Origin of the sequence: Methylobacterium isbiliense, assembly GCF_022179325.1 — a bacterium.
In the GTDB taxonomy this organism is placed as follows: domain Bacteria; phylum Pseudomonadota; class Alphaproteobacteria; order Rhizobiales; family Beijerinckiaceae; genus Methylobacterium; species Methylobacterium isbiliense.
The window spans coordinates 24,054-39,225 of sequence record NZ_BPQQ01000090.1; the positions used below are offsets into that span (position 1 = coordinate 24,054).

The window sequence follows — 15,172 nt, forward strand, 5'->3', positions numbered from 1 at the left end:
CCTTTAGGAAAGGTCAGCGGGTGTCAGTGGAATGACGTGCCAGCGCGGCTGTGGTTCCCGGTTCCTGCCACGCTTTCGCCGAATTTCTCGGTGTGGCCGCATTCGGCCGGCCGCGCTTCCGGCGGGGCTCGGCCGCCGCCGCGGCGACCGGCTCCGGCGGCGCGCAGACCGGCCGCTCCGGCCGCGTGAGCAGGTCGATGACCTCGGCCCGCAGCAGCACCTCGGGCCGTGCCCCGAACCGGTCGACGGCGCAGCCGACCGCGTGCGGCTCGGGCAGCTGGCCGAGCGGGGCGCAGAGCCAGCCGTCGAGCCCCACCGGCGCCTCCGCGAGGCGGAAGGCCGTGCAGGCCCGCGTGCCGCCGGGGCCGGAGAGGGTTGCGTCGAGGGTGTCGAGAGGGCCGAACCGGCTCTCGATGCGGCCGCGTTCGGCGGTCCGGACCACCGCGAGGCCGTCGCGCTCGGCGGCCCGGCGCGCCAGCGTCACGAACAGGGTCCGGTCGGCCTCGGGCGCTTCCGCCAGCGTCAGGCGCAGGAACGGCGTCTCGTGGACCGCGAAGCGGCCGAGCGCGAGGCTGTCCTCGCGGGGACCGCCGCCGGTCCGGCGCCGGGCCGTGGCCGACGCCTCCTCGCTCCCGGCGATGCGGTACCGGTCCGCCGCCACGCTCTCCCAGGCGGGTGGGGCGGCGCGCTCGGCGAAGAGGCCGGCGAGGCGGCCGTCCTCTGGTGAAGGTTCCGCATTGCGGCGTTCGCTGGCCAGCACGCTGAGGAGCGCGATCACCCCGGCCGCGGCGACGATCCGGGGCAGGGCGCGCCGGCGCCGCGGCCGGACCGCGCGCCGCAGCGGGCGCGGCACGACCGGCTCGGCCGGGCCGAGGTCCCAGGCGAGATCCCGCCCGGCCCGGGTCAGGGCCGCGTCGTCGAAGTCGGGCCTGAGCGGCACGCTGCCTCCGATCCGTCTCGGCGGCCGGGCTTGGCCGCGCGCGACAGGAGAGCCCGCGAGGTCTGGCGATTTCCTTGGGGAGGGGCGGGCCCTCCCCGGCTTTCCCGGGGCGTGGTGAACGAAGCGTCACGCCGTGCCCACCGCGGAGCCGCCGGGCCGATCCGTCCCGAAGGCGTCATCACTCCGTCACGTCGGCGCGTCTAGGGATCGCGGACCGCCCGCCGGGGCCGTGCCGCATCCGGGCGCCGCTCCGGTCGGAGCGGTGCCTCAAGGAGCCTCGGCGCATGAGCCGGCTGTTGAGCGATGAGCCGGCGCTGCCGGGGCTGCTCTGGGCGATGCGGTTCGACGCCTCGGGCCGCGGCGAACTCGTCGCCCACGGCGAGCCGCTGCCGGCGCCCGGCAGCTTCGGCGAAGGCTTCCTCTGGCTGCACGTCAACCTCAACGATGCCCGGGTCGCCCGGCTCATCGCGGACGGCCATCTCGGGCCCCGGCACCTCGTCGCCGCGACCTTCGCGAACGATCCCCACCAGCGCGTCGCCGTCGAGGACGGGCATGTGGGCGGCGTGGTCGCCGACCTCGTGCGCGAGGCGGGCGCGGGCGCCCCGGCCGATGCGGGAGGCCGCCTGCACTTCGTGCTGGGGCCGCGCCTGCTCGTGAGCGGGCGGCGGCATCCGGTGGCGGGTCCGGAGGCCGCGCGGGAGGCCGCGACCGAGGGCCGGACGATCGCCGCGCCGGTCGCCCTGCTGGAGATCCTGATCGGTCACGTGGTCACCGCGATGGCGGCGACGGGCGGGCGCCTCGCCGACGAACTCGACGAGATCGAGGATCACATCCTCGACGCGCGCTTCCGCGGCGACCGGCGCCGGCTCGGGCCGATCCGTCGCGATGCCGTGCGCCTGCACCGTCAGCTGCTCGGCCTGCGCGCCGTCTTCCACCGCCTGGAGAGCGCGGGAACTGGGGGCGACCTGCCGCAGGCCGCGCTCGCGGCCGCCGCCCGCATCGCGCAGCGGCTCGACGCGCTCGACCGCGACATGGTGGTGCTGGCCGAGCGCAGCCGCCTGATGCTGGAGGAACTGGCCTCCTACGTCAATCAGCAGGCGAACCGGCAGCTCTACACGCTCTCGGTCATGACCGCCCTGTTCCTGCCGCCCACCCTGGTGACGGGCCTGTTCGGCATGAACACCAAGGGGTTGCCGCTCGCCGAGACGGAGGGCGGCTCGGGCATCGCGATCGGGCTCGCCGTCCTGTCGGCGGCCGCCGCCTTCGTGGCGATCCGCCTGCTCGGGATCCGGCCGCCGCGCGACTGAGGAGGTTCAGTAGCGGATGGTGGCCCGCAGGCCAAACACCGTGGCGTTGCGGACCCTGACGCCGTCCGGGTCGCGCGGGTTGGCGATGCCGCCGCCGGGCTTGACCACGTACTGGATCGTCGGCTGGAGGGCGAGGCCGGGGCCGAGCACCACCTGGTAGGTGGCCTCGATCACCGCCTCCACGCTGCGCCGCGGCCGCGGCAGGTCGCCGAGCGCCGCGGCCGCCGCGTCGAGGCGGCGCGCCGCCGGCGAGAGGCGCGCGACCCCGACCGCGAGGCCGACCGTGTCGTCGGAGCGCCCCGGCAGCAGGCCCCGGTAGGCGATGCCGCCATCGACGTAGAGGTCGATCAGGTTGCGGTCCCCGGGCGAGCCGGAGGCGCGCAGGAACACGCTGGCGCCGTCGTTGGGGTCGTCCGGCTCGCGGTAGATGGTCTGGTCGATGAGCCCGTAGACGCCGCTGTCGCCCCGCAGCCGGCGGCCGATTCCGGGGCTCGCCGGCTCGGCGAGCGAGCGGCCCTGCGCGTCGACCGCGAGCGCGTTGAAGCGCCCGAAATGATACCAGCCCCCGAGCGTCACCGTGCCGGGCTGACCCCTGGCGCCGGGCTCGATGTTGTAGGCGTAGGAGGCCTCCGCGATGACGAAGGCGGGATCGGAGAGCGGGAAGCGGGTGCCGGTGCGGTTGCGCCGCTGCGGATCGGGCTCGCGGCCGAAGCGGTCCGGCCCGCCCGGATCGCCGTCGTAGACCCCGGCCTGGAGCGAGAGGTTGGCGTTCGGCTCGACCTTCACCCGCACGCCCGGCGCTGCCAGCGGGTAGACCGGGCCGCCCCCGGTCACGTCGGTGGCCAGGATGGCGGGCCAGCCGAACGTGCCGTTGGCGAACAGGATGCCGGTCTGGCTCACCATGTACTCGGTGTCGGTGGCGAGCTGCCCGATGCGCACGGCCAGGCGGCCGTCGAACAGGCTCTGCTCGAACCAGATCTCGTTGAGGCGCGAGGCCGACAGCGCCTCGATGTCGCTGACCGTGAGGAGGTTGCCGACATAGGAGCGGGAGGCGCCGCGGCCGTGGATCTGGTAGAGCGTCGTGTGCAGCGACGCGCCCGTCCAGCCCGCGAGCCGGCCGAGATCGACGTCGATGTCGAGGTCCACCAGCCCGAGCGTGGCGGTGCCGCGCCGCAGGCCGCCGCGGGCGGTGTGCAGGGCCTCGGCGAAGTAGATCAGCCCGAAGGTGATACCCCGCCGCCGCAGGAAGGCGCGGAACCCGCCCGGGTCTCCGGCCGGGCCGAGGAGATCCTGGATCGAGGTCGTCACCTCCGCGGAGCGCCGCGCCGAGAAGACCGGCTGGGCGACGGAGGTCTGGGGATCGTCGCCCGCGCCGGCCTCCGACCCGATGGCCGGCGCCTCGGCGGCGATGCGCTCGGCCTCGCTCCGGCCTTGGACCGGCTGCTGCGCCAGGGCGGCCGCGCCGTGCAGCAGCAGGGCCGCGGTCAGGATCAGACACCGCGAGGACCCGCGGGTTCGACGCGTCATCGCGGCCTGCGCCTCCACGATCCGCCCATCTGCGCACGCGGCGATGACCGTCTCAAGACCGTCCGTCGGCGGGCCTGCCGGTGCGCCGTCCGGTCAACCGGACGTCAGACCGAGCAGTAGCGGTCCTGGATCACCGGGTCGGCGTTCAGGGCGGCGGCGGTGTCGTGGTGGACGATGGCGCCCTGATCCATGACGTAGACCCGGTCCGAGATGTCGAGGGCGAGGTCCACGTTCTGCTCCACGAGCAGGATCGTGGTCCCGGCCCGCTTCATGGCGGCGAACTGCGCGAACATCTCCTCCACGAGGATCGGCATGATGCCCTCGGAGGGCTCGTCGAGGAGCACCATGCGGGGCTCGGCCATGAGCGCGCGGGCGATGGCGAGCATCTGCTGCTCGCCGCCCGACATGGTCACGGCCTCCTGGCGCAGGCGCTGCTTGAGGCGCGGGAAGGTCTCGGCGATCGCCTCGATGCGCGCGGCCTCGCGGGCGCGGGTGCGGGCCGCCAGGATGCCGAGGCGCAGGTTCTCCTCCACGGTGAGGCCCGGCACGATGCGCCGCTCCTCGGGCACATAGGCGAGGCCGCGGTGAAAGCGGACATGGGCCGGCAGGCCCAGGATCTCCTCGCCCGCGAACGTCACGCGCCCCTCGCGCCGCGGCACGAGGCCCATGATCGATTTCAGCGTCGTCGTCTTGCCGGCGCCGTTGCGGCCGATGAGCGTGACGATCTCGCCCGCGCGCACCTCCAGCGACACGCCCTGGAGGATGTGGCTGTGGCCGTACCACGCATTGAGGCCGGCGACCGCGAGCAGGGGGGCGCTCGCGCGCTGCTCGCCCTGTGGGAACGCGCTCACGCGCTTTTGCCCAGGTAGACGCGCCGCACCTCGGCGTTGGCGCGGATCTCGTCGGGCGTGCCCTCGGCGAGCAGCGCCCCCTGGTGGAGCACGATGAGGCGGCGGCAGAGGTCCATCACCAGCTTCATCTTGTGCTCCACGAGGATCAGGGTGCGCTCGGCGGCGAGCCGGCGCACGAGGTCCATCATCGTGCGGGTCTCCTCCGGGCTCATCCCGGCGGTGGGTTCGTCGAGGAGGAGGAGGACGGGGTCGGCGGCGAGCGCCATCGCGATCTCGAGCGCGCGCTGCTCGCCGTGGGCGAGTTCGCGCGCCAGCCGCTCCTCGCGGCCGGCAAGGCCGACCTCGGCGATCAGCGCCTCGGCCTTGCGGGCGAGATCCGGGTAGGCGGCGCGGTCGCGGAAGAGGTCGAAGCGCACGCGCCGCGCCTGCGCCGCCACGCGCACGTTCTCGAACACCGTGAGGTCGGGGAAGACGTTGGTGATCTGGAACGATTTGGCGATGCCGAGCCGGGTGAAGCGGTGGGGGGCGAGGCCCGTGATGTCCTGCCCCTGGAACAGGATGCGCCCCTCGCTCGGCGGCATCGCGCCGGAGATCAGGTTGAAGAAGGTGCTCTTGCCCGCGCCGTTCGGGCCGATGATCGCCGTGACGCCGCCCTCCGGAAAGGCGACGCTCACGCCATCGAGGGCGCGAAAGCCGCCGAAGCGCTTCCCCAGGCCCTCCGTGCGCAGGATCGCGCCGCTCATGACCCGGCCCGCTTCAGGCGGGCGACCACCTCGCCCCAGATGCCGGAGGGCAGGAACAGCACGAAGGCGATGAAGATCGCGCCCGTGAAGAGCTGCCAGTGGCTGGTGAGCGTGGCGAGGCCGTCCTGCAGCACCAGGAAGGTGGCGGCCCCGACGAACGGGCCGAAGAAGGTGCGCATGCCGCCCAGCAGCGCCATCATCACCGCCTCGCCCGACATGGCGTAGTGCATGGTCTCGATCGGCACGATCGACAGGTGGATGGCGTTGAGCGCCCCGGCGAGGCCGCAGACCGCGCCCGAGATCACGAAGGCGACGAGCTTGGTGCGCGCCACGTCGTAGCCGCAGGCCCGGGCGCGGTTCTCGTTCTCGCGGATCGCCTCCAGCACCGCCCCGAAGGGCGAGGCCAGCAGACGCGAGAACAGCCACACCGCCGTGCCGACGAAGACCAAGATGACGTAGTACTTCACCAGCGGGTCGATCAGCGGCAGGCTGACGAGGCCGAGGTTCAGGGCCGGCACGTTGATGCCCCGCAGGCCGTTCTCGCCGCCGGTGAGCGGCTCCATCTGGTAGAAGGCGTAGTAGACGCACATCGACAGGGCGAGCGTGGTCATCGCGAAGTAGATGCCGCGGGTGCGGATGGCGAGGAAGCCCATCACGGCCGCGATCACGGTCGCCAGCACCACGCCGGCGGCGATGGCCGGCAGCGGATGCAGCCCGCCATGCACGATGGCGATGCCGGTGCCGTAGGCGCCCGCGCCCAGGAACGCGGCGTGGCCGAAGGACAGGAGCCCGGTATAGCCGAACAGGAGGTTGAACCCGAGCGCGTAGAGGCCGAGCACCAGGATGTTCACGGCGAGCGCCTCGTAGGGCGCCACGAAGGGAAACAGCGCCAGCACGGCGAGCGTCAGCCCGACGCGGTGGCGCGCGGCCTGGCGCAGGAGCCGCCCGCCGCGTCCCGTGCCGCCGCGGGCGGCCGGTGCGGTCAGCGCCCCGCTCATCCGAGCGCCCCCGCCCGCCCGAGGAGCCCGCGCGGGCGCACCAGCAGCACCAGCGCCATCAGGGCGAAGATCGCCATCTTGGTCATGTCGGGGGCGATCAGGGAGGTCATCGCCACCACGATCCCGACGAGGAGGCCCGCCAGCACCGCCCCGGCGAGCGAGCCCATGCCGCCCACCACCGTGACCACGAAAGCCTCGGCGAGCACCGGAATGCCCATCTCGGGCGTCACCCCCTGGAGGGGGGCGGCCAGGATGCCGGCGAGGCCGGCAAGCCCGCAGCCGAGGGCGAAGACCACGAGCCAGACCTTCGACACGTCGATGCCGAGCACCTGCACGATCTGCCGGTCGCGCGCGCCCGCCCGGATGATCAGCCCGAAGGAGGTGCGCTCCACGAACAGCCAGAGCGCCGCGACCACGAGCGCCGTGAACACGATGAGGAAGAGCCGGTAGAGCGGGAAGTAGCCGATGCCGATGTCGACCGCCCCGCGCAGGGCCGGGGGCGCCCCGAACGGGATGCCGGTGAGCCCGAACAGGATGCGCACGCTCTCGACGATGACGTAGGACAACCCGAAGGTGAGGAGCAGCGGGTCGTCGATGCCCCGCCCGTAGAGCCGGCGCACCAGCAGCCGCTCGACCAGGAGGCCGAGCGCCCCGACCGCGAGCGGGGCCGCCACGAGGCTGACCCAGAAATTGCCGGTGTAGCCGTACAGGAACACGCCCACATAGGCGCCGGCCATGAAGAAGGCCCCGTGGGCGAAGTTCACAATGGTCATCAGCCCGAAGATCAGCGACAGGCCGATCCCGACCAGCACGTAGATGGCGCCGAGCGCGACGCCGGTGACGAGCTGCAGCGCCAGGAGGTCGAGAGGGTAGGGTCCGATCATCATGGGGCGGGCACCGGGGGCCGCGGGAACCGGGATGCCCCCGCGCCCTGTCCGAGAGACCGGATCATGCCTTGTGGCCCAGTTCCGCGCAGGTGCGCAGCCGCGCCTCGTCCGGCTGCTCGGTGCCCACGATGGTGAACACGTCGTCCGGCCCCTTCTGGTCCTTGTGCTTCGATTCCACGATCAGCACCGACTGCACCGACTGGTGGTCGCAGGCGCGGAAGTATTGCGGGCCCTTGTAGAAGTCAGCCCGCAAGGCCTCCATGGCGGCGATGACCTTGTCGGTGTCGGTGGACTTGGCCGCCTTGACGCTCTCCAGCACCGAGCGGACCCCCGCATAGCCGAGCGCGCCGTAATCGGAGGGCACGGCGCCGTTGTAGGCGGCGCGGAACGCGTCGTTGAACGCCTTGGCGGTCGGGACCGAATCCTCCAGGCGCCAGTAGTAGGACGTGCCGCCCACCACGCCCTCGAAGGCGTCGCCGCCGGCCTTGCGGGCCGTGAACAGCAGGACCGGCGCCACGAGCTTGGTGGTGCGCTTGAGGCCGAACTCGGTCGCCTGCTGGATCGACACCACCTGATCGCGGCCGAAGTTGCACAGGCAGAGCACGTCGGGCTTGAGGGCGGCGAGGCGCGGCAGGAAGGCCGAGTAGTCGGAGGCGCCGATCGGGTGGCGGATGTCGGCCACCACCTCGATGCCGAGCGCCTCGCCCGCCCGGCGGAAGCCCCGCACCATCTCGTGGCCGTAGGCGTAGTCGGCGGTGAGGAACGCCACCCGCTTGCCGTGCTTGGGGAAGACGTAGCGGCCCACCGCCCCCGCCGTCATGTGCGGGTTCAGCGCCTCGTGGAAGGTGGTGCGGCCGAAATCCTTCGCCTCGTTGATCGCGTCGGACTGGCTGATCGAGTTGTACAGCACGCCCCGCTCGCGCGCGACGTTGTTGACCGACAGCGTTACCGCCGCCGAGAGGGCGCCGACGAGGAAGTTGACCTTGTCCTTCTCGATCAGCTCCAGGGTGCGGGTGGCGGCCTCGCCGGGGTTGAGCTTGTCGTCGCGCACCAGGAGTTCGGCCATGCGGCCGTCGAGGCCGCCCGCGGCGTTGAACTCCTTCACGGCGATCTGGGCGGCGCGGACCTGATCGTTCGCCTCCGCCCCGAAGGCGCCGGTGAGCGGCACCGGGAAGCCGATGCGGATCGGGCCGGCGCCCTGCGCCCAGGCCCGCCGCATCAGGGCGGGTGCGGCCAGCGCCAGCGCGCCGCCCTGCAGGAGCCCGCGCCGGCTGAACGCTCCGCTGCGCCCCGTCTCGTCCGCCATGATTCCCTCCCGTGCATCCTGATCTCAGATCGTGCCCAGCGCTTCGAGGATGACCTCGGGCGTGACGGGCTGGCGCGACACCCGCGCGTTGAGCGGCCGCAGGGCGTCGTTGATCGCGTTGACGACGGCCGCCGGGGCGCCCGCGGTGCCGGCCTCGCCCGCGCCCTTGGCGCCGATCTCCGAGGAGGCGGTGGCCGAGACCACGTGCGCCACGGCGATGTCCGGCATCTCGCCCGCCATCGGCACGAGGTAATCGGCCATCGAGCCGTTCAGGAGCTGGCCCTCGGCATCGTAGAGGCAATGCTCGAACAGCGCCCCGCCGATGCCCTGCACGATCCCGCCCCGGATCTGCTCGTCGACGAGCAGCGGGTTGAGCACCGTGCCGCAATCCTCCACGCACCAGTGCTTGAGGAGCCGCACGAAGCCGGTCTCGACATCGACCTCGAGGTAGGAGGCCTGGACGCCGTTGGTGAAGGCGAAGGGGTAGTCCTTGGGCACGTAGTGGCGCGTGACCATGAACTCGGGCTGCAGGCCGGGCGGCAGCGTGTCGGGCCGGAAGTAGACGATGCGGCCGAGCTCCGCGAGCGTCATGCGCTCGGCGCCCGTCGCCGCATCCACGATGCGGCCCTCGCGGATGTCGAGGGCGTCGGCGCTGGCCTGCAGGATCGCGCCCGCCGCCGCGGTCACGTTCGCCCGCAGGGCCTTGCCGGCCTGCCACGCCGCCTCGCCGCCGATGCCGGCCCCCCGCGAGGCCCAGGTGCCGCCGCCGTAGGGCGTCGCCTGCGTGTCGCCCGTGACCACGCGCACCTGCTCCAGCGGCACGCCGGTCGCGGTCGCGACGACCTGGGCGATGATGCCCTCGGTGCCCTGCCCCTGCTCGGTGATGCTCACCGCGGCGACGACCCCGCCCTGGGGATCGAGCCGGAGGGTGCAGCCGTCCTGCGAGGAGATGCGCGCGCCCCCGACCCCGTAGAAGGCCGCCGACGGGTTGGTGATCTCCACGAAGGTCGCGAGCCCGATGCCGCGGTGGATGCCCCGCGCGCGCAGGGCCGCCTGCTCGGCGCGCAAGGCCCCGTAATCCATCATCTCCAGGAGCGTGCCGAGCGCCCGCTGGTGCGACAGCTGCTCGAACCTGATGCCCGAGACCCCCGCGCACGGATAGGCGTCGTCCGGGATGACGTTGCGCTGGCGGATCGCCGCCGGGTCGAGGCCGAGGCGCGCGGCCCCGAGGTCGAGCAGCCCCTCCGCCACCATCGTGGCGATCGGGTGCCCCACCGCCCGGTACTGGCAGGTCGGCGCCTTGTTCTGCAGCACCACGCGCGCCCGCGCCCGGTAGGCCTGGTGCCGGTAGGGACCGCCCGTCAGGTTGACGACCTGGTTCGCCTCGACGGCGCTGGTGCGCGGATAGACCGAGTAGGGGCCGATCCCCGTGAGGTCGTCCATGTCGATGGCGAGGATGTCGCCCTCGGCCGAGAGCGCCATGCGGGCGGTGACCCGGTGGTCGCGGCAATGGATGTCGCTGGTGAAGCTCTCCAGCCGGTCGGCCACGAACTTCACCGGGCGCCTGAGCATCAGCGACAGGGCGCAGGTCGCCATCTCGTCGGGGTAGATGTGGACCTTGATGCCGAACGAGCCGCCGACGTCGCGGCAGATCACCCGCACCGCCCCCTCCGGCAGGGAGAGGTGCTTGCACAGGATGTCCTGCATCATGTGCGGGGCCTGGAAGGAATGGTGGACCGTGAGCGTGCCGTCCGCCGCCTGCCAGTCGGCCAGGATCGCCCGCGGTTCGAGGCAGACCCCGGTGTGGCGCCCGAACCGGAAGGTCTCCTCCACCACCGCGGCGGCGTCCCGGAAGGCGCCGTCGACGTCGCCCACCTCCAGCACGCGCTCGAAGGCGAGGTTGTCGCCGAGGTCCGGATGGATCGGCGGCGTCGCGGGATCGAGCGCCGTCTCCATGTCGACCACCGCCGGCAGCGCCTCGTACTCCACCGCGATGACGGCGAGCGCATCCTCGGCCTCGGCGCGGCTCGCCGCCACGACGGCGCAGAGCGGCTCGCCGACCCAGGTGACGCGGTCGACCGCGAGCGCGTGCTGGGGCGCCGAGCGCAGGCCCTTGAAGTGGCCGAGCACGCCCACCCACGGCGTGCACACCCGCGCCAGTTCCGCGCCCGTGACCACCGCGACGACCCCGGGCATCGCCCTGGCGGCCGCGGTGTCGAGGGAGGCGATCCGGGCATGCGCGAGGGGGCTGCGCAGGAAGGCGACGTGGGTGAGCCGCTGCACCGCGACGTCGTCCACGTAGGTGCCGCGCCCCTCCACGAGGCGGCGCGCGTTCGGCCGCGGGACGGAGCGGCCGATATAGCTGTTCGGCCGGTCGAGGAAGCTGAGGCCGCTCTCGCTCATCGTCCCGCCTCCGCCGGTTCCACGCTCGCCGCGACCCGGGCCTCCGCGGTCGCCGCGATCCGCGTTTCCGCGGTCGCCGCGATGGCGTCCACGATGGCGTGGTAGCCAGTGCAGCGGCAGTAATTCCCGCCCACCGCCTCGCGGATCGCCTCGCGGCTCGGCCGCGGGGTCTCGGCGAGGAGTTCGGCCGCCGTCACCAGCATGCCGGGCGTGCAGTAGCCGCACTGGAGCGCGTTGCGCCGGTGGAAGGCATCCTGCAGGTCGGCGATCTCGCCCGATTCCGTCAGGCCCTCGATCGTCTCCACGGCCGCGCCGTCGGCCTGGACCGCCAGCATCAGGCAGGCGCGCACCGCCCGGCCGTCGACCCGGATGGTGCAGGCGCCGCACACCCCGTGCTCGCAGCCGAGATGCACCCCCGTGAGGCCGAATTCGAGCCGCAGCAGGTCGCCGAGATGCTGGCGCGCGGCGACCCGCGCCCGCACCCGCTCGCCGTTCAGCGTGAAGCCGATGCGCTGCTCGTTCTCCATCAGGCCTCTCCGGTCATGCGGCCGAGCACGCGGCCCAGGAGCACGCGCGCGAGATGGCGCCGCGTGGCGCCGCGCACCGCCACGTCGTCGGCCGGGTCGATGTCTGCGGCCAGGGCGTCCTGCGCGGCCTTCACGCCGCCGGCCGCGACGGCCGCGGCCGCGTTCCCGGCCAGCACCGGCCGGTCGCCGACGCCGAAGAAGACGAGGCGCAGATCGCCGAGGCCCACCCCGTCGCGCCGGCCCTGCGCCGCAAGACCCACCAGCGCGTAGTCGCCGTGGCGGCGGGCGAGCTCGTCGAAGCCGGACACCGCGTCCGCGCCGGGTACGGGGATCTCGATCGCCACCAGGATCTCGCCCGGCCCGATGGCGGTCTCAAACAGGCCGAGGAAGAAGTCGTCCGCCGCGACCCGCCGCTCGCCGGTGAGGCCGCGGATCACGAAGCTCGCCCGGAGCGCGAGGCAGCAGGCCGGCAGTTCCGCCGCCGGATCGGCGAGCGCCACCGAGCCGCCGATCGTGCCGCGGTTGCGGATGGCCGGATGGGCGATGTGCGGCACCGCCGCGGCGATCAGGGGGAGCCGCTCGGCCACGAGCGGAGACGCAGCGAGGTCCCGGTGGCGCGTCATGGCGCCGATGCGGATGACGCCGCCGGCTTCCGCAATGCCGGTCAGCTCCGGCAGGCCGTTCAGGTCGACGAGCAGGCCCGGCGCGGCGAGCCGCATGTTGAGCGAGGTGACGAGGCTCTGCCCGCCCGCGAGCGGCTGGGCGGCCTCGCCGTGCTCCGCGAGCAGGGCCAGCGCCTCGTCGAGCGTGCGTGGCCGCGCATAGGCAACGTCTGGCGCCTTCACGCCTTTTTCCTCCCCGGTGGCGCCGGCCGGCTTGCGTGAGCCGGCCATTCGCGCTTTTGTTTATCACTTCTTCAATTAAGGCTTGGCCCGCCTGCTTCGTCAAGTCGTACCAATGGCAGACCCGACCAGAGCCCGCCGTCTGCGGCCCCAGGACCGCGAGCGCCAGATCGTCCAGGGCGCGATCGCCTTCTTCGCAGAGGTCGGTCTCGACGGCCACACGCGAGAACTGGCGCGCCGGCTCGGCATTACGCAGCCGCTGCTCTACCGCTATTTCCCGAGCAAGGAGGATCTGATCGAGCGGATCTACCAGGAGGTCTATCTGCGCCGCTGGAAGCCCGAGTGGGAGGCGGTGATCGCGGATCGCGGCCTGCCCTGCATCGAGCGCTTCCGCCGGTTCGAGAGCGACTACCAGCGGGTGATCCACGACTACGCGTGGCTGCGCATCTTCGTCTCGGCCGGCATGAAGGGCTACGACCTGCCGCGGCGCTATCTCGGCATGGTCCGCGAGCGGGTCTTCGCGCCGCTGCTCGCCGAGATGCGCCGGGAATACGCCCTGCCGGCGCCCGACGCCCTGCCGCTCGGCGAGGGCGAGTTCGAGTTGCTGTTCGGCATCCACGGCGCCCTCGTCTACGTGGGCCTGCGCGGTCTCGTGTACGGGCTCGCCCTGCCGGAGGATCCGGTCGCCACCCGCGCGGCGTTGCTCGATTCGGCCCTGGTGGGCCTGCGCCAAGCCCATTGCGCGGTGGTGCGCCGGGCGCTGGAGGCGGCTTCCCCGGGCGGCGGACCGCCTTTAGGCTCGCCCGAAACCGAACAGGAGGAGACGCATGCCGCACGCCGCCCCTCAGGCCCGCACCCATGAGAGCCCCGCTCATGAGGCCGCGCCGCCCGATCTCGCCGAGGCCTTCGCGCGGGCGCGCCACAACGGCTGCGTCGGCACGCGCCTGCTCTCGGAGACCGAGCGGGTGCGCGTCTGGACGATCGAGCTGAAGCCCGGCGAGCGGATCGACCTCCACACCCACGTCCTCGACTATTTCTGGACCGCGGTGACGCCGGGCCGGGCGCGCTCGCGCTACGCGGACGGGCGGGTCGCCGAGGTCGCCTACGCGGCGGGCGACATCAGCCACCAGACCTACGGGCCGGGCCAGCACATGACCCACGACCTGGAGAACATCGGCGACACCACGCTGATCTTCACCACGGTCGAGTTCCTCGGCGGCGCCAACCCGCCGCTGCCCCTGCCGGAGGCGGTGCGGGCCGAGGCCGCGCCTGCGCCGAGCCGCTCCTGAGGTCTCAGAGCAGGTCCGGCGTCGCGACCGCCGTCTCCGCCATCACGGCCTCGGGCCGGCGGTGACGCTCGGCCGCCTCCCGCTCAGCCGGGCTCAAGCCTTGCGCCTGCATGTAGGCGCCGAGCGCGCGGGCACGGGCGATCACCGCTGCCCCGACCGGCCGGCGCACCGCGTCGAAGGCGGCGAGCGCGGCCGGGACATCCGGCTCGGCCGCGAGCGCCCGCGCGAGCGCAGCCCCGTCCGCCATCGCCTTCGTCACCCCCATGCCGACATGCGGCCGGGCCACGAAGGCGGCATCGCCGATGAGGATGACCCGGCCCATCGCCATCGCCGGAGTTTCGAGGTCGAGGATCGCCTGCAGGAAGGGCTGGGGGCTGCGTGCCACCGCCTCCGCGTAGGGCGGCGCCAGCAGCCGGTGCGCGTCGGCGCGCATCGCGTCGAGCACCTCGGGTCGGATCCGGTGGGGTGGGATCGAGAGGTCGTGCCGGATGCCGTCGCGGTCGGTGAGCAGGCGGGGCAGCGCGTCCTCCGCCGCGGCGGGCCGGTACCAGACGAAGTTGAGCCGCCGTCGCCCCGGCGTCACGGCCTCGTCCGCACCCGCGACGGGATAGCTCAGCATCTGCTCGCCCGGCGGCAGGCAGAAGGCGAAGCGGTCGCACAGGCGATCGCGCGTCGGCGCCGACAGGTCGGCCTCCTCGACAAGGCCGCGCCACGCCACGTAGCCCGCGTAGAGCGGCTGCGCCAGCGGCAGGATCTGCCCCCGCACCGCCGAGAACAGCCCGTCCGCCCCGACGAGGAGGTCGCCTGCGGCCTGCGTGCCGTCCGCGAAGGCGGCGACGACCCCACCGGCGCGGTCGTCCACCCGCAGCAGCGCCTTGCCGTGGTGCAGGTCGGCCTCCGGCACGCCCGACCGCAGGAGCCGGTAGATCCGGCCCCAGCTGGTGAGGATCTGCGGCAAGGCCCGCTCGCCCGCGATCTCGCCGGAGGGCGAGAGCACCCGCCGGCCCGGGACCGAGACCCCGAGGTCGTCCGGCACGAAGGCGAGGCCGACCTCCCGCATCAGCGCGAACAGGGCCGGATGGGTGACGATGCCGGCGCCGCGCCCGTCGAGCGTCGTGGCCGAGCGCTCGAACACCGAGACCGCGTGACCCTGCCGCCGGAGCGCGAGGGCCGCGAACAGGCCGGCGATCGATCCGCCGACCACGAGGATGTGCAGCCGCTCCCGCGCCATCGGCGTCTCCCGGTCGGGCCGTCTCGCGTGGCCTCCCCCGCGTTCTAGCGGGGCCGCGCCCGGCAGGGGAGGGGAGGGCGGTGTGGGATCTGTCGCAAAAGTTTCGTGTTGGGAGTTGACGGGTGGGCGGGGCGGCCGTATACGACTGCCCATCGGCGCCGGCCGCGGACTTCAGCGGCTCGGTCGCCTTCGCTTCTTTCCGACAGGCCGCGGGCTCGGGCCGGGTGGGTTACCCGGATCGGCTCCTCTGTCGCTGAGGCGGGTTCTTTGACAAGTTGATCTGAGAAAGAGAAGCGTGGACGGCGTTGTCCTTGCGGCTGG

At 73.2% G+C, this 15,172-nt stretch carries 14 protein-coding genes; 3 read left to right on the top strand and 11 right to left on the bottom strand.

Features of this window, described 5'->3' with window-relative positions:
- Positions 1–13: 13 nt before the first annotated feature.
- A complete protein-coding gene (locus tag MFF61_RS29075; protein WP_238241171.1) occupies positions 14–940 on the bottom strand; it encodes a hypothetical protein in 927 nt (308 codons plus the stop codon).
- 284 nt (positions 941–1,224) lie between these two features.
- Between MFF61_RS29075 and MFF61_RS29080 the strand changes: the two genes are divergently transcribed.
- Complete coding sequence (locus MFF61_RS29080) at positions 1,225–2,247, top strand: CorA family divalent cation transporter (protein ID WP_238241172.1); 1,023 nt, start codon at positions 1,225–1,227, stop codon at positions 2,245–2,247.
- A 6-nt stretch (positions 2,248–2,253) separates the two neighbouring features.
- Here MFF61_RS29080 and MFF61_RS29085 read toward each other — a convergent pair whose 3' ends face one another.
- The 9 genes from MFF61_RS29085 to MFF61_RS29125 form a co-directional block, all read right to left on the bottom strand.
- Entirely contained in the window at positions 2,254–3,774 is a 1,521-nt protein-coding gene (locus tag MFF61_RS29085; RefSeq protein WP_238241173.1) for a carbohydrate porin, read from the bottom strand.
- 104 nt (positions 3,775–3,878) lie between these two features.
- A complete protein-coding gene (locus MFF61_RS29090; RefSeq protein WP_238241185.1) occupies positions 3,879–4,583 on the bottom strand; it encodes an ABC transporter ATP-binding protein in 705 nt (234 codons plus the stop codon).
- Positions 4,584–4,621: 38 nt separating this feature from the next.
- Positions 4,622–5,368, bottom strand: a complete 747-nt coding sequence (locus tag MFF61_RS29095; protein WP_238241174.1) for an ABC transporter ATP-binding protein — start codon at positions 5,366–5,368, stop codon at positions 4,622–4,624.
- Positions 5,365–6,366 carry a branched-chain amino acid ABC transporter permease gene (locus MFF61_RS29100; RefSeq protein ID WP_238241175.1) on the bottom strand — a complete coding sequence of 334 codons (1,002 nt, stop codon included), beginning with the start codon at positions 6,364–6,366 and terminating at the stop codon, positions 5,365–5,367. Before MFF61_RS29100 ends, MFF61_RS29095 begins: the two co-directional genes overlap by 4 nt.
- A complete protein-coding gene (locus MFF61_RS29105) occupies positions 6,363–7,253 on the bottom strand; it encodes a branched-chain amino acid ABC transporter permease (RefSeq protein WP_238241176.1) in 891 nt (296 codons plus the stop codon). Before MFF61_RS29105 ends, MFF61_RS29100 begins: the two co-directional genes overlap by 4 nt.
- Before the next feature lie 61 nt (positions 7,254–7,314).
- Positions 7,315–8,559: an ABC transporter substrate-binding protein gene (locus MFF61_RS29110; protein ID WP_238241177.1), complete on the bottom strand. Its 1,245-nt coding sequence runs from the start codon at positions 8,557–8,559 to the stop codon at positions 7,315–7,317.
- A 24-nt stretch (positions 8,560–8,583) separates the two neighbouring features.
- Positions 8,584–10,962 (bottom strand): xanthine dehydrogenase family protein molybdopterin-binding subunit, encoded by a 2,379-nt coding sequence (locus MFF61_RS29115; protein ID WP_238241178.1) that lies wholly within the window; start codon positions 10,960–10,962, stop codon positions 8,584–8,586.
- On the bottom strand, positions 10,959–11,489 hold the full coding sequence (locus tag MFF61_RS29120) for a (2Fe-2S)-binding protein (protein WP_238241179.1): 531 nt from the start codon (positions 11,487–11,489) through the stop codon (positions 10,959–10,961). The genes MFF61_RS29115 and MFF61_RS29120 overlap by 4 nt, the downstream gene beginning before the upstream one ends.
- Positions 11,489–12,334, bottom strand: a complete 846-nt coding sequence (locus MFF61_RS29125) for an FAD binding domain-containing protein (RefSeq protein ID WP_238241180.1) — start codon at positions 12,332–12,334, stop codon at positions 11,489–11,491. The genes MFF61_RS29120 and MFF61_RS29125 overlap by 1 nt, the downstream gene beginning before the upstream one ends.
- A 112-nt stretch (positions 12,335–12,446) precedes the next feature.
- Here MFF61_RS29125 and MFF61_RS29130 point away from each other — a divergent pair, with 112 nt between their 5' ends.
- Together MFF61_RS29130 and MFF61_RS29135 are read left to right on the top strand one after the other, a co-directional pair.
- On the top strand, positions 12,447–13,193 hold the full coding sequence (locus MFF61_RS29130; protein ID WP_238241181.1) for a TetR/AcrR family transcriptional regulator: 747 nt from the start codon (positions 12,447–12,449) through the stop codon (positions 13,191–13,193).
- Positions 13,159–13,620 carry a cupin domain-containing protein gene (locus MFF61_RS29135; RefSeq protein WP_238241182.1) on the top strand — a complete coding sequence of 154 codons (462 nt, stop codon included), beginning with the start codon at positions 13,159–13,161 and terminating at the stop codon, positions 13,618–13,620. The genes MFF61_RS29130 and MFF61_RS29135 overlap by 35 nt, the downstream gene beginning before the upstream one ends.
- 4 nt (positions 13,621–13,624) lie before the next feature.
- Here MFF61_RS29135 and MFF61_RS29140 read toward each other — a convergent pair whose 3' ends face one another.
- Positions 13,625–14,851 (bottom strand): FAD binding domain-containing protein, encoded by a 1,227-nt coding sequence (locus tag MFF61_RS29140; protein ID WP_238241183.1) that lies wholly within the window; start codon positions 14,849–14,851, stop codon positions 13,625–13,627.
- Positions 14,852–15,172: the final 321 nt, after the last annotated feature.